The following is an 18,725-nucleotide window of genomic DNA, read 5'->3' on the forward strand; positions in this document are numbered from 1 at the left end:
CCGAATTTTTGCTGATAAAACAATCTATTAGCATTATACTACATTACACGCTGTAGTGGAATACACATGATAGGATAGGCAAGCAAAATCAGGATATGATAACATAGAGCAATATGTCATTTTAACAGGATAGGATGAGTGGAACTATGGCCGTACAGTTGCCTTTGGACTTCGCAGAGCGAATGAAACGTTTGCTTGGCGATGAATTTGAATCTTTTATACAATCGTATGAACAATCCCCGCATGCCGGGCTCCGCATAAATACGCTTAAAATATCAATGGAACAATTTAAAGAGATTGCCCCGTTTGACTTAAGACCTATTCCCTGGTGCGAAACGGGTTTTTACGTGCCTCATGGGGTGAAGCCTGGTTTGCATCCCTATTACCACGCGGGTCTCTATTATATTCAGGAACCGAGTGCAATGGCTCCCGTGGAGCAACTGAACGTCCAGCCTGGAGATCGCGTACTCGACTTGTGTGCTGCTCCTGGGGGGAAATCAACCCAGATTGCTGCCAAGTTGCAAGGTAAGGGCGTGCTTGTCACGAATGACATTCATTCAGAGCGTACCAAAGCACTTGCCAAAAACGTGGAGCTGTACGGCGTAAGAAATGCCGTTGTGCTGAATGAGTCACCTGAGCGCATCGCGGATGCGTTTCCTCATTATTTTGATAAAGTGTTGATCGATGCACCGTGCTCAGGCGAAGGCATGTTCCGTAAGGATGAAGACATGGTGAAATCCTGGGAACATCATTCTGTGGAGAAGTGTGTGTTGATGCAGCGAGATATTCTCGAAACGGCAGCGCGGTTATTGGCTCCAGGAGGAACGATTGTTTATTCGACCTGTACCTTTGCGCCGGAGGAAAACGAAGCGATGATTGCCGAGTTTTTGAAGTTAAATCGTGATTTTGCTGTAGTTAATATTGCTGATACCGCTGGATTTGCCCCAGGACGTCCGGATTGGGTGCGTGAGATGTTGCCAGATCAGGCGACGGAGACAGAAGAAGTGCTGGATCAAACGCGCGGTACAGCCCGATTGTGGCCTCACTTGTTAGAAGGAGAGGGACATTATGTTGCTGTGATCAAACACTCTGATGAATCTAATCTAGAGTTAGATAAAGAGTTACATGAAGAAAAACGTGGTGCTGGACAACGTGTGCCTGAGTCCAGATTGTTGCATGAACCGAGTGAGGATCGTTCCTTTTTACGATCGGCTTCGCTTCCTATAACCAAAGCCGATCGTAAAAAGGAACGTTTGTTACGGGTTGAATCTAGAGCAAGCAACGACAAAAGTACACGCGGTGGTAAACACACCGCGAAACCAGGCAAGAAAGGGAAAGAGGCTGGTGGTCGCAAGTCTGACCGAGGGCAAGGAAGAGCTTCGGATTCCAGCTCCGTTGATCCATTAGCGGTCTATGCTCAGTTTGTAAATGAGAATCTGGTTATACCGCTTGAAGGTGAAACGGTATGTTACGGGGATCGTGTATACCAGTCAACGGTAGGTGCTGCCCGTCTGGAAGGGTTGAAAGTGATTCGCCCCGGATGGTTTATGGGCACGGTTAAAAATGGGAGATTCGTTCCGTCCCATCCCCTGGCGTGCGCATTGCGTGCATCCGAGGCACATCGAAGTGTGCATCTATCTTCTGAAGATGGAGAAGCAGTAAGGTACTTGAAAGGGGAAACGCTGAATATAGAGCAAGAACGGCTTAACCTTCTGGAAGGAGCAGCGCCTAAGGGGTATGTGCTCGTATGCGTGGATGGATATGCAGCCGGCTGGGGCAAATGGCTGGATGGTGTATTGAAAAATGAATACCCTGCAGGATGGAGGTGGACATCGGTATGAGTGGGAAAGGCAAACAAACACAGCGATTGGATAAAATTTTGAGTCATATGGGTGTAGGTACACGCAGCGAGCTTAAAAAAATGGTGAAGCAGGGACGTATTCATGTGGATGGCAAAGCGGTAAAGGACAGCGGCATTCAGGTTGATCCGGCAATAAACATCATTGAAGCGGATGGTGAGCGGATTGTTTACCGTGAAATGATCTATCTGATGCTTCACAAACCGCCCGGTGTTGTATCTGCGACGGAAGATGCTCGGGATAAAACGGTGCTGGATCTGCTGCGCAAAGAAGATCGGATCTTTCAACCATTCCCGGTAGGGAGGCTGGACAAAGATACGGAGGGACTTCTTATTTTGACAAATGATGGCCCTCTTGCCCATGATCTGTTATCGCCTCGAAAACATGTACCCAAAACATACGAAGCACGGGTGCTCGGGAAAGTGGATGTGGATGACGTGCAGCGTTTCGCAGCCGGCGTTAGACTCGATGACGGGTATGAGGCCATGCCGGCGGAGCTGACTGTGCTGGGATATGAAGAAACAGATGAAGGCATCGTATCGCTTATTTCGCTTATTATCCATGAGGGGAAGTTTCATCAGGTCAAACGCATGTTCCAGGCTGTGGACAAACGTGTCATCTATTTGAAACGTGTAGCCATGGGAGAACTTAAGCTGGATTCCGATCTGGCAATCGGGAGTTACCGCGAGTTAACTGCAGAAGAGCTGACTTGTTTGCGAAATAACAATGCAACCAACTAAACACAGATGGGATGAGAAGCATATGACGTACAAATTGATTGCACTGGATGTTGACGGAACTTTATTGAATGATGATCATGAATTGACTGAATGGACACAAGAAACACTGATTCAGGCCTCACGCCAAGGGGCGGAGATTGTGCTTTGTTCAGGCCGAGGCCCGGCCAACACGATTCCTTTTATGAAACAGATGGGTCTGGATGGTTATGTTATCACGCATAATGGTGCGGTTACTGCGCATGTGGAGACACGTGAAGTTATTCATCAGTTTGCTCTGGATACCCAGGGACTTGAACCTATTATGACGTACTGTCGTGAAAATGATGTGCATTTTGACATCAATACCGCCTTTGGTCTATATGTGGATCAACCCGAAGGTTTGGAATTACAGGTAAGGCAGATGTATTATAATTTCCTGGCTGAGCCGCTTAAGCTACCCCGTTGGGCAGATATGACTGAACCTCTGGCGAAGTTTACAGCTTTTGGCCCCATCGAGCAGATGGATATGGTCCAGCGCGAGTGGACGTCCTGGAATCTGCCGTATTACATGACACGTAGCGGTGACTTTTTCATTGATCTGATGCATCCCGAAGCTTCCAAAGGTACGGCGCTTAAAAGGCTGGCAGATTCCAAAGGCATTGTGCCATCCGAGATCATGGCCATTGGTAACTATTTCAATGATATTACGATGCTTACTTTTGCCGGTAAAGGGATTGCGATGGATAACTCTCCAGAAGAGGTGAAAGCCGCATCCGATGAAGTGACCTTGTCCAACAATGATGAAGGGGTTGCGCACGCGATCCACAAGTATATTTTGTCCGTATAAACCTTCCGCTGTTTCCTTACTTGATCTACGAAAAGGCTCCATCATCGTTCGAAAATGTACAGTGCCTCATAAACTACTGTCTCTAGGGGCATCCTAAGAGAATACGTTAGGAATGAGGAGGACTGTCAATGGTACAGATTGATTTAACGGCGGATCTGCGCACAGCAAGTGGTGAAGTGCAGGATATTATGGTAGATGGCAGATATACAGGTTCGCTTTTACTGATCTACAGAGAAGGGGAGCGTCTGTCAGGCAGCCTTCAACTGGAACAGGAGTCTATAGAAGAGGAAGTAGAGCAGCTCATTATTGATAAGGTACATGCTTATGTTCGTACGCTTGCAGATGCGGTGGCGGCATCCTACTATGAAGTATTGGTGAGCTGTGGCACGTTGCATTCCGTCCTGCAACCAGCGGAACGAAGTGAAGAGACGTTATGGTCTTCTCGCGGAACAGCGGCTACGGAAGATGATGAACTGTATGACGAAGAGAGCCGTTATGGTGATGACTTTTCAGGCGAGGTGAATATCATTCCCGCATCTCGGGATGGATCGTTTACATATGAAGACCAGGAACATTTGCTGGAAATGGAGATGATCAGTGCCGGTCGTAACTTATCTAGCTATGTATTCAATGATGTTGAAGGGGAAGAGGTAGCAGAGGCTACGCTCAAACAGTATGGAGCCGATGCACAGGGGGAGATTCACTGGTACGAAGAACCTGACGACATGGTACAGGAAGCTGCGGCAGAATTGCTTGTACGGGAACTGGATGAGGAGATCATTGATACGATTACCATTCGGATATGGCATCAGGGGAACGAGTTGCAGACGCTAGAATGGGTGCATCGTGATTTTTCCGAAGAGCTGGAGGAAGATGAAGAGCAAGATAACTCCATTGATGCGATCGGAGATATGATTGAGCCAGAAGAGGCGGAAGAAGCATGTTATGTAATGCTCAGGAACAAGGATCGGGAGTTCAGAATATATGATCTTTTCGTTCAGGAGCGCGGAGGTTTGCCCGTGGGCACAGCGACCATCGATACGTCACATTCTGATTTGACAGGTTATATGGATTACGATGTGCCAGGCACGAGTGTGCAGCGTAAAACGTTGGTAGAAGTGCTAATGAGGGAGCTAAATAAAGAGATCGAATTCGACTCACTACATCTCACGATGCTCTACCGTAATCAGATTATTGACGAAGCCAGAATGGAAGGGTAAGAGGCGGACGCCTTTTATCCTTTTTTTAGCATTTAAATTTGATTTTTTGACGAAAAAAACTTTTCTCGGTATATTACGACTAGTTCTTATAATTAATGCAGTTGCGATGGTATCGAATGGGAGCGACTTTTGGATTTGGACGTAGTCCAAACCAAGGGAAGCGAGCAGTGGAAACCGGAGCATATAGGAGGGACATGATGACACACACATTCACCATTCACAGCCAGTACATTAATGATGGCTTTGAAGCTGTTCAAGCACAGCCGGAGGACACGGAAGAGGTGCTCTCATTGCTTGCAGAGACGGCATCCTGGTTGAAAAGTAAAGGCTCTTCCCAATGGAATGCATTGTTACAAGGGGAAGATTCTCATGATACACCTTCGGCCATTCGCCGAGGGGACGTCTTTGTTTTCAAAAAAGAAGCGCAGATTGCTGGAATGGTCATTCTCATGCAGAAGCCGAGTCCATGGGATCTCAAGTTGTGGGGAGATCAGGCCCACGCGGAAGATGGGGCGCTCTATCTACATCGACTTGCCATACGAAGAAAATATGCTCGAACAGGTCTGGGGAAGTCCATATTGGAATGGTCGAGTCGTGGCATACAATTCGCAAATAAGTCTCTTGTACGATTGGATTGCGGGGCTGACAATGTCACGTTAAACACGTTTTATGCAGGAAATGGATTCGGCTATGCAGGTAAGCATGATGGGTTCAGCATTTACGAGAAACCGGTTGACTTGTAGCAAGAATTCGTAACGAGTTGTTGATGACATCATGAGGAAGGACCTGGAAGCAGTTAAGCTTATGCGTCTAATTTTCTATATTCAGCTTAGTCCTTTGATGAAGAGATAAATGTAAAACATAAGCTTCTGCATGTGGAGTTGACTGAATATGTTGTATATACGACTCAATAATTAAGTTGTCAAAGCGGTGGATGTTCTTGCTTTTCTATGTCATAATAAACATTAATGGTATGCAATAAAATGCATGAAAATACATTTTCGTGTAAAGAACGGAGTTGGAGGCTCAAGAGCCGCTTTACTGAACATATGTTCTAATATATCATAAATGAATGTGGAAAAAGAGAAATGAAGTTGGAAAGGGGGATAATGACGTTGAAATTGCTACAGGCTCTATTCTTTCCTCCGGAGCAGCCCGGAGGTGTATCCTCTATGATTCCTTATATGCAGGAGAGGTTTGCAAGCCCAAGATGGGAGATGGACCTGTTTTCCTTGCCCAAACGTATTCGTAACAAAGGGAGAGAGGAAGTACAGTTTGATACGTTTGACTGGACCCTCTATCAGGATAGTCCTGTGGTACAAAAGTATATTCAGACATATCGTGACTATCTATGGTGGACCAAGCTTCGCATTCAGAAGCCCTATGATCTGATTCATGCGCATCATCCTATTGCAGGGCTTGCCATGAAGTCGGTGTTTCCTGAGGTTCCCCTCATTCAAACCATTCACTCCAGTTATGAGAGAGAGCTTATTTTGAATGGCCGTATAGAGCCTGACGGGCTGGAACATCAATTCCTGCAGGCCATCTATGGAGAGCTTGAGTATCGTGCCGAGCGTCTGCTAACGGTATCTGATTCGTTCCGTCGATATTTGAGCCCGTATGTGAAACATCCAGACCGCATCGGCATCATTCCGAATGGTTTTGATGAGAAGCGGTTCAAACCGATTCCCCATGATAATGCGGTCCCGCAACTGGTAACGGTCTGCCGGCTTGTTCCTGCCAAGGGGCTAGATATTTTGTTTAAAGCATGTGCGGAGTTAAAGGATAGGGGACATGATTATGTACTTCATATTATTGGAGATGGACCGATTCGTCCTGATCTGGAAGAGCTCGCACAGCGTCTGGGAATTTATAATGAAACGATTTTTTATGGATATACGCTACATCCTGAAGAGTTTATGCCATTCTTTGATGTGTTTGTACTGCCATCGCGTGCAGAAGCCTTCGGTTCAGTGTTCGCCGAAGCGGCGCTTAGCTGTCTGGCGCTTGTAGGCACCGATGTGGGGGGAATCCCTGAACAGATTGAGGATGGTGTAAATGGACTGCTCGTACCGCCTGAAGATCCAACTGCGCTGGCTGATGCCTTGGAAAAGGTCATGCTGGACCCGGCATATCGCTATGAACTGGCTCGTTCCGCTTGTGAAAAAGCCAAAACATTTTACTCGCTGGGTAGATCGGTGAATGATTTGAAAAAAATGTACTTGCAATTTCAGTCGTAAAACTGGGAAAGCAAATATATGAAACAAGCCGCTGTAGTGATACAGCGGCATTTTTGTATATAACGTATTTTACAACAGCCAATCCTCTGGATTGTTTGCTAATTCCTGAACAGCATTCATGAACAATCCGGCATGGAAACCATCACAAACTGAGTGATGAACCTGTAGTGATAATGGTAAAAATATCGAATTACCTTTGTGGATGAATCTCCCTGCCGTAATGATGGGAAGAAGGTAACGGTTATTATTGTTGATATTTAAGTTAAATCCAGTAAAAGATGTCCAAGGAATCATCGAAAGGGAAAACACATTTTCAGGTATAGGTGTCTTGGGAAACAATTTGCCTGAACGTTTATATTTTTCTACATCGATAATGTAGGCATCTTGAAACGTGTTGAAATCATCGGTAACACGAGTCCAAATGGCAGAGAACGACTCAGATGAGTGATCAAAGATGGTATAGAGCGGTTCCAGCATATCCCAATATCCCAGATCTCCATCCTTGTTGTAACCCGTTCTAAAAGCACGATTTGAGTTAACCACACTTGAAATTAAAAAGATAAATGCAGGATAGAATCGATATTCTTTTTGTTTGATGAGTTGATATACAGCAGTTACATCCATTTCATTGGTTAGGCTGAATGAAGTATTTTGATTCATATAGTGATGAAATATGTCTGTTCTATTCCAAGTGTTAAAATCAATTTTGTTAAAATTCATTAGATGAGCCTCCTAAATTTTATCTAAAACGAATTTAGGAGGCCAAGTTGTCTGCTTTTTTCATCAGAACCCATCCTTTACTAAGGTTTACTTTAAATTGTACCATAACTTTATCCATTTAAACTGCTTCAATCTCATATCTAAGCCTTCAATTCATATTATTCCGACCACGAAATGTACCCCAGCGATCCCTAATGAGCTTACCCGCCCAAAAGAGTGCCATGCATCCGAAAATGGGATAAAGAACGGATAAAAGGGAGCTGAATCCAAATTGGCTAAACGAGTAACATAACATCATGATGACTAGTGTAATCAACCGGGGATGAACATCGATATGTTGTCTAAGTTGCAAAGTCATGCCGTAGATGTCGGCAACAAACGTTGTAAATATTTCCATGAAAATCAATGAGACATATACAGATTGCACTATCCATCCCAGTTGAAAAGCGATACTTCCCATAGGGATTTCAAACTGTACGATGCCTGGCATCTGGGCCGACATTGCAAAATGGGCTGCCATCAGCATAAAACCTACGCCAATCCCGCCTAGAATTCCGCCCCATTTTAATGTATTGCGATGACGAATCTGACTGCCTACAGGTACAAGTACCGCTTGAGCGAGCGCAAGGTTAAATGCGGTGTAAAGTAATGGGGAAATCCATGCCTGAAACGGATTGCTATCTGTTGTCAGTGTGACAAAACGAAAGACACCCGGATGATGTAGCGTACTGAAAATCATAAGCAGGGACAGCAGAAGCATCATGGGCACCACAATACTGTTCATTTGCAGAATGGCCTGCATTCCACGTCCCAGAAGAAGATATGTACCGATCAAAGTGATGATCAAACCTGTTTGGTAGTGCAAACCCAGATGTTCCATAAAGACAGAACCCGCCCCGGCGAGCATCACGCTGTTTACACCGATCAGAACAATAAGAGTAATCCATGTAATCCATTTGCCAGCTTTGTGACCAAACAGATGTTTGTTAAGATCCTCATAGGAACGCGAACGGGTATCATGAGCAATAAGCATCATTTTGGTTCCGAGCCAGACAAAGAGCATGGTGGACAAAGCAATGGTGATTGTGGCCCACTTGCCATATTGGGTAAAAAACTGCAATATTTCCTGTCCTGTGGCAAAGCCGGCCCCGACAACAGTTCCGATGTATGTGAATGCAATCTGTAGCACCCGGAATACCTGTTTCATGTGTTTCCCCTTTCAGGTCCCGGGATTGTTGGACATGCGGGTACCATAGTACAAGTTATGCTTGACCAATGAAAGTCATGACTGCAGGATCGGCTAACGACTCTGAATTATCAGGTTCTGTGGACTTAGGGTTGATTTCGCTTGAACTTGTAGCTGGATATATGATACTTTATACCTCATAGGATAGGCTTGGGAGGTCAAATCATGGACGTATTAAAACAACGAATTTTACAAGAGGGTGTCGTCATCTCGGATCAGGTATTGAAACTGGATGGTCTTCTGAACCATCAGATTGATCCTGCATTAACGATGGAGATGGGACGGGAGTTTGCTGCTCGTTTTCGCGAGAGTGGAGTTACTCGGGTGATTACGGTGGAATCATCAGGGATTCCGGTTGCTTTTGCCGCAGCACATGAACTGGGAGTACCTTTGGTATTTGCCCGCCGCAAAAAAACGCTTCTGGCCGATCCTGATGCCTACTGCGAACGTGTACCATCCTTTACGAAAGGAATCGTAACGGATATTATGGTGTCTCGCGAATACATTCATGAAAATGACCGCATTTTGTTCATTGATGACATTATTGCAAACGGAGATGCAGCCCGCGGCGTAATTAAAATTATTGAGCGTTCCGGCGCAGAACTTGTGGGATTTGGTGTTGTGGTGGAGAAGAGCTTCCAGGCTGGTGCTCGCACCATCCGTGAACAAGGGATTCCAGTAGAAGCTCTTGTACGCATTCGTTCACTGAATAATGGCACCGTGCAATTCGACGATAATGAAATGTGACTTTTTGAAGGAAATTGGGCCTAATTTTTGAAGTATGACTTTGCATGGCCTTAGATTTCCTTTATAATGGGGTTATGTTAGGGAGAGGAGGCAACACCATGGGGAACCAACCGGCAACAGAACAATTCTTTATTGATAAGCTGGCGGAATCGAAAGTTCATTTTGAACGTGCCCTGGATTGTAAACATACGGAATTCGATGACCTTTATCCCTATATGATTGAACATCCTCAATTTTTCTGGTACAAACGCTATGTTGCCTGGTCAGAATTACTGACGATTGTAGGCTTGTGTGAAGAGTTGTCCTTCTCTTGGAAAGAACAATTTACACCGCACCAAGTAGAGTACCTTGAAGAACGTGTGATGTCCGCCAAAGTGCTTGATTTTTGGTTCGAGAAGAACGACAGCAAAGAGCACGCGCAGCGGTAACTCTCAGTCGGGACATTTTTTTCGAATGACATGACAGTCCAATACAGTCACGTGAGACCTAAATGACTTTTCATTTAGGTCTCTTTTTGTAAAGAAATTTGAGTATAGGAGTTATGACATGATTAGTGATACAGAATTGGATGCCCTGCGTTTGTCAGGGGAGAAGGTAAGAGTAGTGCGGGATGAACTGGAGTCTAATGATGTAACGGGCATCGTGGTAGCCTGGGATGATGAGCAAGTACTTATTCGCAGGCAAAATCGCCGTGTTGTGAAGCTGGATCGGTCTTACCGTTATCAGCTGTTCAGTGAGCCTCGTCAAAGTGTTTTAAGTGAATAAATGACATGAGTGCTTAGCTTAACGGATTCACGTTACCGGAAAGCTCCTTCAAAGAGAATGTCTGCTACACCAAATGTTTGGAATTACCATCAGGATCAGGCATATTTGCGACGCACGCGAGAGAAGATAGGTACAGTGGAACAATTCGCTGTATTTACAGCCGAAAGGGTGTGTTGCAAGTCATGACATTGATGAATGATAAAGTTCATGCGTATAAGGATCAGATTGGCGCATTAAGCGACGTTCTCCCGGATGTGGTGAAATCATATCATGAGTTTACGGGAGAGTGCTTCCAGCCGGGTGTGCTTGACGCCAAAACCAAGCAGTTAATTGCGCTAGGTATCGGTTTGTTTGCTAATAACGAAGTGTGCACGTTCTATCATGTGGAGGAAGCCCGGTCCAAGGGAGCGACCGATCAGGAGATCATGGAGACGGTAGCTGTTGCTGGTGCAGTGGGCGGCGGACATGCTCTGTCACAGGGAGCAATGAGGGTGCAGAAGGCGCTCCATTAGTGAATGAAGTAAAACAAAAATTAACAAGGTCATACACCTCTTTAATAGAGGCGTATGACCTTGTTTTTTTATAGCTCATCTTTACTTTCTTTACTGTAAGGAGGTAGCCAAAGGCTACTCCCCGTTCTTTAAATTCAATTAAAGTTTACCCAACATTTTGTTATACATAAATTGACCTGTCACCCGTCTTGCGGTTACATAACGATCACTGAAATACGGATTGGACAACTTGGTGATGCTGACACCTTTGCTGCTGGAGGCATGTGCGAATTGACCTCCACCGATGTATACTCCTGTATGTGAGATGCCTCTACCTGTTGTGTTGAAGAAGACCAGATCTCCTGTACGAATGCTTGCTTTGGAGACAGGTGTTCCGGCTTTCGCTTGTTGTTGCGACGTGCGAGGGAGCTCAATGCTATATTTGTTGAAAAGATATCTCATAAACCCGGAACAATCGAAGCCAGCCATGGTTGTGCCGCCCCATTTGTACGGGATGCCTGTCATATTGTTAACCATCGTATTAATTGTGCTTGCCTCTGTGCTTGTTGCCCCGGATGTAAATAGTACAGCAGCCCCAAAAATGGAAATAATCAGTTTTTTCAAAATCAATGTTCTCCCTTCGATGCCTACGGAGTTAGCTAAGGGTTCGGTAGAAGGTTCCCTATATTTCCTATGTATAAGAATAATTCACCCAAAATGGTTCCCCCGTTTTCAATCCTGAAACTCGGCAAATGAATAATTAAGTTTTTGTAACTATTTGAAACTATATTGCATAAATGCGTAATTGTCAAACCTGTTTAAAGGTGTTCATTTAGCCTCAATGTTAGCGGAATTATCGATTTTAGTTATCATTTTGTTGAAATTAGGGAGTTAAAGATTACAAAAAAGTCATTTGTGTTTCATATGAGAGAACTTGGATAATAAACAAGATTGTTATGAGCTAAAAAGGAAACCATTCTGTTTAACAAATTTTTTTGGTTTGTTGCATATATTGACAAAAATATATTTATTGCATATTATAACCATATTAAATACATAATTTGTATTTAAATTGTTTTCATTGGAATATATGTGATAAAGGTAATCAAATTTGTGAATGGGGGAGAGTGTTGTCGAGTGAAAGCAAAAAAATTAGTAACATTTGTACTGGCGTGTTCTATGGTATTCTCCGTAGCGGGAATGGCTATCCTTCCTGTACCGACCGTATCGGCAGCTGATGCTTCCGGTACAACGGCGAGTATGTCCGATATCTTAAAGAATCAGCGCCCTGATGGAGGCTGGAGAAAAGATTACAGTCAGACGTCAGGTGAATGGGCCAAATCAACGATCGATAACAAAGCTACATACTCAGAAATCAGAAGGCTAGCAAGTGAATTCAAAAAAACAAATGATCCGCGATACTCTGCTGCAGCGGTCAAGGGCATCAACTTTTTGCTTAATATGCAGTATTCCAATGGCGGTTGGCCTCAAGTCTATCAAAGTTCCGGCTATCATAAACATATTACCTATAATGATGATGCGATGATTAATGTGATGTACATGCTTGATGAAGTCGCAGGACGTAAGGGGAACTTCTCCTTTATCGACAGTTCTCTTGCAAATCGCAGTAAAAATGCAGTTTCCAAAGGAGTCGATGCTATCCTGAATACCCAGGTGGTATCCGGTGGGAAGTTAACGGCCTGGGGACAACAGCATGATTCCAGTTCACTTAGACCTGCGGGAGCCAGAATCTATGAAGTGCCTTCATTAACGGCAGGTGAAAGCGTGAACATTGTGAAGTTTCTGAAAACGAGACCGGCTAATTCAAGAATCACTGCATCTATCAAAGGTGCCGAAGCCTGGTTTAATAAAGTGAAAATTACAGGATATCGGTATGAGAGAGCGAATGGGGATAGCCGAATTATTGCTGATTCCAGTGCATCACCGATTTGGGCACGTTTCTATGAACTCGGTACGGACAAACCGATCTTTGTGGGACGTGATGGCGTTGTGAAATATAAGCTGAGCGATATAGAAAAGGAAAGAAGAGGCGGTTATGCATGGTACGGCAACTGGCCGTCCAAGCTATAGAAAATTGTTTATTTAACCAATTTTCTAATAAGTCCACTACTTACGGATATATAAGCTTAATCTGAAGCAGGCCTGATAAGTGCGAATCGGATACATATCTGTTTCGCACTTATTTGGTGATGAATAGATGTGTTGACATGTTAAACTACGCGTGGTATATTAATTCTTGTCGCCGATATTAGTTGGAAAGATACAATATATGCGGTCGTGGCGGAATTGGCAGACGCGCACGGTTCAGGTCCGTGTGGGCTAACCCCCCGTGGAGGTTCGAGTCCTCTCGACCGCATTAGATAGAAAAAGACCTCTTAGCAATAGCCTAAGAGGTCTTTTTCTATCTAATGATATAAAGAACAATCAACAGTCTTTAATTACAGTATTGTCTCAAAATAGACGAGTAGAGCAACTTAGGTCTATTCCACATGGGAGCTTGGCTACTTTTTGCCCAGCTAAAAAAGAAAAAGGTTTAGAATCAGATAACTTATGATGCTGCTGTCACCGTAATGTTATCAATGTTGGGTCCCTCTGTACCTGTTGTTACGATTCGGAGTGTATTCGTACCTGAATTCATAGGTACTTGAATTGTTTTTTCACCCCAAGTAGACCAGCTTCCTGTTTGAGTAAAGGGCTCATTACTGAGTACTTTTGTGCCATTAACATAAATATCTAGAGTCCGCGTACCACTTTCCAAAGCGTAACGAAACTTTACATTTTTGGTGCCTGTGATTGTGTTATTGATATCATTCCATTGGATTGCGGAGCCTGTATAAGCGTTGAAGTTAACATATCCAGAACCGGTGAAGCCCGGATAAGCTGTTTCAATGACTGCATCCGTAAGTGTTGTTCCTGTTTCGGCCTCATATGTGGTGCCCGTGCCTACATTGCCGCCACCGTTGCCGCCAGTAATATTAGCAACAAATGTTGTTACACTCTGTGCTGGGAGTTGAGCTGTGAATGCGCCATTGGAAACGTTAATTGGTGCAAGACTTGCCAGATTACGACTGCTGTCTGTTACATACGAAGATACAGTGGATGCATTGCCATTTTGCAACACAAAGCGTTGACTTTTTGCCGAAGTGCTACGGTTAATGGCTACGATGACGACCTTGTTATCACCTTTGTAAGCGGACACGTAAGTATTTGTATCCGGATTTTTGGAAGCATCTACTCTGACATAGCCTGGGCGAACAAATTTGGAGAAATGGGCCATATTGTATCCGCGCTTACTGATTGTACCGTCTTCCTTCATTGGTCCATATTGCCTGCGGATATACCACCATACATAGGCTTGGAAGTCGCCTTCAACCATGGCATTATGCATGTGGTAGGAGACGTCTAAGGCTTCCGGCCAGCGGTCAGCGGAATTGTTGTCACTGTTTGGATAGTACACTTCGGTCATCCAAAGCTCTTTGCCAGCTCCTTTCTGTTTGAAAAGAGGATAAGCAAAATTGTTGACCTGTGTTCCATACAAATGCGCTCCCAAAATGTCCATGTTAGCAAGTGCTTGTGGATCATTCAGGATTGGGTCGGATATGTTTTTCAGGTATTGGAAGGATTCTGGAGCCATGACTTTGGTACCTTGGATGCTACCTGCATTTTCTTTCATGAAACGCAGGATTTCCTGTGGAGTCCACCAGGTCCAGTCATGGGCATAATCCGGTTCATTTTGAACGGATATGGCATACAGATTCACGCCGTTATTTTTCATAAATGTTACAAAGTCATTCAGATGTTGTGCGTAAGCAGCGTATTTGTCATAACGTAACCGCTTAGCATTGGTATCACCATTTCGATTAAACGTCTCAACCATGCTGCTTGGAGGGTTCCAAGGCGAGGCAAAAACGATAGCTCCCTTTTCAATCGCACGTTTGGCTGTAGCAACTTCAAGAGCCCAATTATTGGGGTTCGGGTCTACCCAGATTCGGAGTACAGAGAATCCTAGCTGATTCTGATCATTTCCGAAAGCGGTTTCACGTTGTGCTGCAGTTAAGTCACCAACCCAAACCGGATGGTTGATACCACCAAAGCCACGGATTACTTGTTTTTCCGAGGATAAGTTGATGTTGGCGTCACTTGCTGCAGATACGTTGGTTGGAGTCAACATTAGGGGGAGGGCAGTTAAGCAGGCTAACAACAGGTTGACTGATTTTTTAAATTTAAACCTCATCTTCAATGTGTTCACTCTCCTCAATATAGATGTGACTTGCGAAAGCCTGGACAAGAAAAATAAATTTCTCGGCATAACTTCGAAAAGGGAGGCATCACATCCTCTCAGAAATGATTGGGATAGATCTTTTGACAAAAAAAGGATTTGTTTTGTAAATTCTACTATATTATTCCTGTAAAAAATACCCGATATATTGCAGTTGTTTGTAATTTTTTATGTTTTTTTGACTCGAATGCTATTTTCATAGGATAACAGCGTTGTTTAAAATTTATGTCAACCGGTTGACATATTGAATCATCAGCGTTTATGATAAAGCTGTATTCAAAATGTAAACGCATTCATAACAAACATCAGGGGGGAAGTTAAGAAATGAAAAAGACGTGGGTACCGTTTGTTGGCGTATTGATACTGATGTTGGTCATTACCGCCTGTTCCTCGGGTAAAACAACGGATTCTTCAGCAAAGGGCTCTGACAAACAGGCTGGAGAGGCTTCAAAAGAGGTGAAATTGACCTTTTTTAACACATCCGCAGAAGTCAACGGTGTTTTTGAGAAATTGTTCAAGACGTATCATGAGCTGCATCCTGAGGTAACCATTGAGCTTATTCCTACCCCGATTGGTGGAGCGCAGCTGGAGAAGTTCCAATCCTTGCTTGCTTCAGGCAATCCGGCAACAATTGCCAATCTGGATGCAGGCACAATCTTGCAATATAAAGACAAATTCCTCAATCTGGATTCGGAAAAGTCAACGTATGAAGGGTTAACGAAGCCTGGTGCGGTAGATGGAGCGCTACTGGATGGTCAGTTTTTGGGTATCCCATGGACAGCACAGGGGTATGGCCTTTTATACAATAAACGGGTTGTAGAAGAGGCGATGGGTGGCTCTTTTGATCCAAACAGCATTAAAACTCGTGACGATCTGGAAGCTGTTTTCAAAAAAGTAGAGGCGGCTGGCAAAGCACCTGTCATGCTTCATGGCGCAGATTGGTCACTTGGAGCGCATTATCTGGGACTGACCTATTCTCTTCAATCTAAGAACGTGGAAGACAATCGTAAGTTCGTAAAAGACTTGGAAAATGGAACTGCGAAGCTCGCGGACAATGCTGCATTTAACGGATTAATCGATACCTTCGATCTGCTGAAAAAATACAACGCACGTAGTAAAGATCCACTCGTGGCAGATTACACCAAGGATAGTACGGATTTCGCCAAAGGAGATGCGGCTTTTTATTTCATGGGTGACTGGACATGGGCTGTTATAGGTAATCTGGAAGGCCGCGACAAAGAGTTTGGCATTATCCCTGTTCCGATTAGCAACAACCCTGAAGATTACGGAAATACTCAAGTAGCTTACAGTGAACCGAAACTCTTTGCTATTGATAATTCAGGTTCTACGGAAGAACAACAGACTGCAGCCAAAGCATTCATTCAGTGGATGGTGACGAGTGATGAGGGGCAGGATGCGATTGTAGCACAAATGGGGCTGGCACTGCCATACAAAGACGTCAAAGTGAAAAGCAGTAACATTTTATCTGAAGCAGTGAGTAGTTACGTAGACCAAGGTAAAGTGTTGAATATCAGTGTGATTAATTATTTACCACAGGATTATTGGGCAAAAACGGGTGCATCAATGCAAAAATATTTGGCAGGTGTAATTGATCGAAATGGACTGGCAGAGGAAGTGCAAGCTTACTGGGCTAGTCAGGCAGGAAAATAGAATTATAAACGTTCGAAAGAGGATGTGCATCCATACAGGGGGCGCATCCTCCATTGTTCCAAATCGTTCATCAAATCTTTCGTCAAGCCGTTACCAAGGGAACCACAGGAGGTCAACATGGATAGAAAAATACGGATGAGAAACGCGGGAACCTTTTTACTGTTTGGAGCTCCTTCCGTTGTCGCTTTTCTCGCAGTGGTTGTGATCCCGTTCATCGTTGGATTGTACCTTACGTTCACCAATTGGGATGTTCGTACCGGGGATAACACATTTATTGGTATATCCAATTATATCGCGGTTTGGCAGGATACCGTGTTCTGGACTCAATTATGGTTTACCCTTAAATATGTATTTTTCACTGTCATTATCGCAAACGCTGCTGCTTTTTTTATTGCTCTTGTGCTGACGGGTGGTGGGAGAGGCGAGCAATGGCTTCGCACTGGTTTTTTTACACCCAATCTGATTGGGGGCATCATTCTCGGATATCTTTGGCAGACTTTGTTCTCACAAGTACTTCCTTACTTAGGGCAAAAGTATGGCTGGTCTTGGTTTGAAACATCCTGGTTAACCAATACAGACACAGCTTTCTGGGCGCTCGTCATCACAACGTCATGGCAGTTGATTGGTTATCTCATGATCATCTATATTGCCGGCTTTGCCGGGGTTCCGAATGATGTGCTCGAGGCTGCCAGCATCGATGGGGCAAGCCGCATGGCAACGATACGCCGGATCATGTTACCGCTCACCATTCCAGCCATTGTGATCTGTGTATTTATTTCGATTTCTCGATCGTTCCTGACCTATGATATTAACCTTGCGTTGACCAAAGGGGGGCCGTTTAACTCTACGGAGCTCGCGACTTATCATATCGTGCAAAAGGCATTTCTGTCTAACCAGTACGGGGTCGGTCAAGCGGAGGCTGTGGTGCTCTTCGCCGTAGTCGCCATTATTGCGTTGACGCAATCGTATCTGCTGAAGAGATTGGAGGTCGAGTCCTGATGTCGATCCGCCAATTCCTTCCTTCGTTGAAGAAAATACTACTATACGTGTTGCTGTTTCTTTTTCTCACGCCGTTTTTGTTGATTATTATGAACTCATTCAAATCGACCCAGCAGTTCGTAGAAAATCCGTTATCGTTGCCAACGGGAATTCAACTGGACAACTATGTCAGTGCATTTGACAATATGAATTTTCTGGATGGATTTCTGAACTCGTTGCTGATTACCGTCGGCTCCGTGTTGCTGATTCTTTTTTTCTCATCCATGACGGGGTATCTGTTTGTTCGTTTTAAATGGCGTGTGAATGGCATTCTTTTCTATGCGATGCTGGCTTCACTTGCTCTTCCGTTTCAAGTTTTAATGATCCCACTGGTGATGTTATACGGCAATATGAGTCTGCTCGACTCCAAAATAACCTTGCTGTTTATGTACCTGGGTTTCGGTGTACCTTTTGGCGTATTTACGTTCCATGGATTTATCAAGGGTATCCCTTATGAACTCGAAGAATCTGCTTTTATCGAAGGGAGTTCGCGTATGCGGACGTTCTTCCAGATTGTGCTTCCTTTGTTAAGGCCGGTATTTGTGACATTAATTGTGCTGGATGTGTTATGGATCTGGAATGACTACTTGCTACCAAGCCTGGTGCTGTTATCGCCGGAGCACAAAACATTACCACTATCTACGTACAATTTCTTCTCGTCCTATTCAGTGGATTATGCGCCGCTCATGGCTGGGTTGATTATGACGATTATTCCGGTACTGATCATGTATTTGCTTCTGCAAAAACAGATTATCAAGGGGATTACAGAGGGGGCACTGAAATAGCACTGAAGTACCAAGAAGTGAACTGGAGTGAAATGGAAAACGATTAAGCTTATAATGGATTAAAAAGAGCAAGGTGG

General features: G+C 44.3%; 18 protein-coding genes, 1 tRNA gene and 1 riboswitch. Of the genes, 15 read left to right on the forward strand and 4 right to left on the reverse strand.

Annotation, left to right across the window (positions count from 1 at the left end; all coding sequences use genetic code 11):
- Positions 1 to 146: 146 nt before the first annotated feature.
- The 6 genes from H7T88_RS01400 (at position 147) to H7T88_RS01425 (ending at position 6,885) form a co-directional block, all read left to right on the forward strand.
- On the forward strand, positions 147 to 1,841 hold the full coding sequence (locus H7T88_RS01400) for an RsmB/NOP family class I SAM-dependent RNA methyltransferase (RefSeq protein WP_221786529.1): 1,695 nt from the start codon (positions 147 to 149) through the stop codon (positions 1,839 to 1,841).
- On the forward strand, positions 1,838 to 2,599 hold the full coding sequence (locus H7T88_RS01405) for a pseudouridine synthase (RefSeq protein WP_154886553.1): 762 nt from the start codon (positions 1,838 to 1,840) through the stop codon (positions 2,597 to 2,599). The genes H7T88_RS01400 and H7T88_RS01405 overlap by 4 nt, the downstream gene beginning before the upstream one ends.
- 22 nt (positions 2,600 to 2,621) lie before the next feature.
- On the forward strand, positions 2,622 to 3,425 hold the full coding sequence (locus H7T88_RS01410) for a Cof-type HAD-IIB family hydrolase (RefSeq protein WP_221786530.1): 804 nt from the start codon (positions 2,622 to 2,624) through the stop codon (positions 3,423 to 3,425).
- Positions 3,426 to 3,553: 128 nt separating this feature from the next.
- Complete coding sequence (locus H7T88_RS01415; protein WP_221786531.1) at positions 3,554 to 4,645, forward strand: hypothetical protein; 1,092 nt, start codon at positions 3,554 to 3,556, stop codon at positions 4,643 to 4,645.
- A 194-nt stretch (positions 4,646 to 4,839) separates the two neighbouring features.
- Positions 4,840 to 5,388: a GNAT family N-acetyltransferase gene (locus H7T88_RS01420; RefSeq protein WP_260510641.1), complete on the forward strand. Its 549-nt coding sequence runs from the start codon at positions 4,840 to 4,842 to the stop codon at positions 5,386 to 5,388.
- A gap of 372 nt (positions 5,389 to 5,760) precedes the next feature.
- Positions 5,761 to 6,885, forward strand: a complete 1,125-nt coding sequence (locus H7T88_RS01425) for a glycosyltransferase family 4 protein (protein ID WP_221786532.1) — start codon at positions 5,761 to 5,763, stop codon at positions 6,883 to 6,885.
- A 69-nt stretch (positions 6,886 to 6,954) separates the two neighbouring features.
- Here the strand turns inward: H7T88_RS01425 and catA are convergent, their stop codons facing one another.
- Positions 6,955 to 7,605 (reverse strand): type A chloramphenicol O-acetyltransferase, encoded by a 651-nt coding sequence (gene catA / locus H7T88_RS01430; RefSeq protein ID WP_154886545.1) that lies wholly within the window; start codon positions 7,603 to 7,605, stop codon positions 6,955 to 6,957.
- A 148-nt stretch (positions 7,606 to 7,753) separates the two neighbouring features.
- Positions 7,754 to 8,812, reverse strand: coding sequence for a YkvI family membrane protein (locus H7T88_RS01435; protein ID WP_221786533.1), 1,059 nt, complete (start codon positions 8,810 to 8,812; stop codon positions 7,754 to 7,756).
- A 204-nt stretch (positions 8,813 to 9,016) separates the two neighbouring features.
- Between H7T88_RS01435 and H7T88_RS01440 the strand changes: the two genes are divergently transcribed.
- The 4 genes from H7T88_RS01440 (at position 9,017) to H7T88_RS01455 (ending at position 10,875) form a co-directional block, all read left to right on the forward strand.
- Positions 9,017 to 9,598: a xanthine phosphoribosyltransferase gene (locus H7T88_RS01440; protein ID WP_090924753.1), complete on the forward strand. Its 582-nt coding sequence runs from the start codon at positions 9,017 to 9,019 to the stop codon at positions 9,596 to 9,598.
- A gap of 98 nt (positions 9,599 to 9,696) precedes the next feature.
- The gene (locus tag H7T88_RS01445) at positions 9,697 to 10,026 is read left to right on the forward strand and encodes a hypothetical protein (RefSeq protein ID WP_024629266.1); all 330 of its coding nucleotides are present in this window, start codon (positions 9,697 to 9,699) and stop codon (positions 10,024 to 10,026) included.
- A 118-nt stretch (positions 10,027 to 10,144) separates the two neighbouring features.
- Positions 10,145 to 10,363, forward strand: coding sequence for a hypothetical protein (locus H7T88_RS01450; protein ID WP_090924754.1), 219 nt, complete (start codon positions 10,145 to 10,147; stop codon positions 10,361 to 10,363).
- A 182-nt stretch (positions 10,364 to 10,545) separates the two neighbouring features.
- Positions 10,546 to 10,875, forward strand: coding sequence for a carboxymuconolactone decarboxylase family protein (locus H7T88_RS01455; protein ID WP_090924755.1), 330 nt, complete (start codon positions 10,546 to 10,548; stop codon positions 10,873 to 10,875).
- 138 nt (positions 10,876 to 11,013) lie between these two features.
- Here the strand turns inward: H7T88_RS01455 and H7T88_RS01460 are convergent, their stop codons facing one another.
- Positions 11,014 to 11,478: a C40 family peptidase gene (locus tag H7T88_RS01460; RefSeq protein ID WP_145412618.1), complete on the reverse strand. Its 465-nt coding sequence runs from the start codon at positions 11,476 to 11,478 to the stop codon at positions 11,014 to 11,016.
- A 5-nt stretch (positions 11,479 to 11,483) separates the two neighbouring features.
- Positions 11,484 to 11,615: riboswitch (cyclic di-AMP (ydaO/yuaA leader) on the reverse strand.
- 376 nt (positions 11,616 to 11,991) lie between these two features.
- Between H7T88_RS01460 and pelA the strand changes: the two genes are divergently transcribed.
- Both pelA and H7T88_RS01470 read left to right on the forward strand, forming a co-directional pair.
- Entirely contained in the window at positions 11,992 to 12,945 is a 954-nt protein-coding gene (gene pelA / locus H7T88_RS01465; protein WP_244159453.1) for a pectate lyase, read from the forward strand.
- A gap of 201 nt (positions 12,946 to 13,146) precedes the next feature.
- A tRNA-Leu gene (locus H7T88_RS01470) sits at positions 13,147 to 13,231 on the forward strand.
- A 192-nt stretch (positions 13,232 to 13,423) separates the two neighbouring features.
- Here the strand turns inward: H7T88_RS01470 and xynC are convergent.
- Entirely contained in the window at positions 13,424 to 15,109 is a 1,686-nt protein-coding gene (gene xynC, locus H7T88_RS01475) for a glucuronoarabinoxylan endo-1,4-beta-xylanase XynC (protein ID WP_221786556.1), read from the reverse strand.
- A 369-nt stretch (positions 15,110 to 15,478) separates the two neighbouring features.
- Here xynC and H7T88_RS01480 point away from each other — a divergent pair, with 369 nt between their 5' ends.
- The 3 genes from H7T88_RS01480 to H7T88_RS01490 all read left to right on the forward strand — a co-directional run bounded on the left by H7T88_RS01480 (position 15,479) and on the right by H7T88_RS01490 (position 18,648).
- A complete protein-coding gene (locus H7T88_RS01480) occupies positions 15,479 to 16,825 on the forward strand; it encodes an ABC transporter substrate-binding protein (RefSeq protein WP_221786534.1) in 1,347 nt (448 codons plus the stop codon).
- A gap of 117 nt (positions 16,826 to 16,942) precedes the next feature.
- Positions 16,943 to 17,824 carry a carbohydrate ABC transporter permease gene (locus H7T88_RS01485; protein ID WP_090924368.1) on the forward strand — a complete coding sequence of 294 codons (882 nt, stop codon included), beginning with the start codon at positions 16,943 to 16,945 and terminating at the stop codon, positions 17,822 to 17,824.
- A complete protein-coding gene (locus H7T88_RS01490; protein WP_090924369.1) occupies positions 17,824 to 18,648 on the forward strand; it encodes a carbohydrate ABC transporter permease in 825 nt (274 codons plus the stop codon). Before H7T88_RS01485 ends, H7T88_RS01490 begins: the two co-directional genes overlap by 1 nt.
- Positions 18,649 to 18,725 lie beyond the last annotated feature (77 nt).

The sequence above is a fragment of the Paenibacillus cucumis (ex Kampfer et al. 2016) genome, from assembly GCF_019748695.1.
GTDB classification, from domain to species: domain Bacteria; phylum Bacillota; class Bacilli; order Paenibacillales; family Paenibacillaceae; genus Paenibacillus; species Paenibacillus polysaccharolyticus.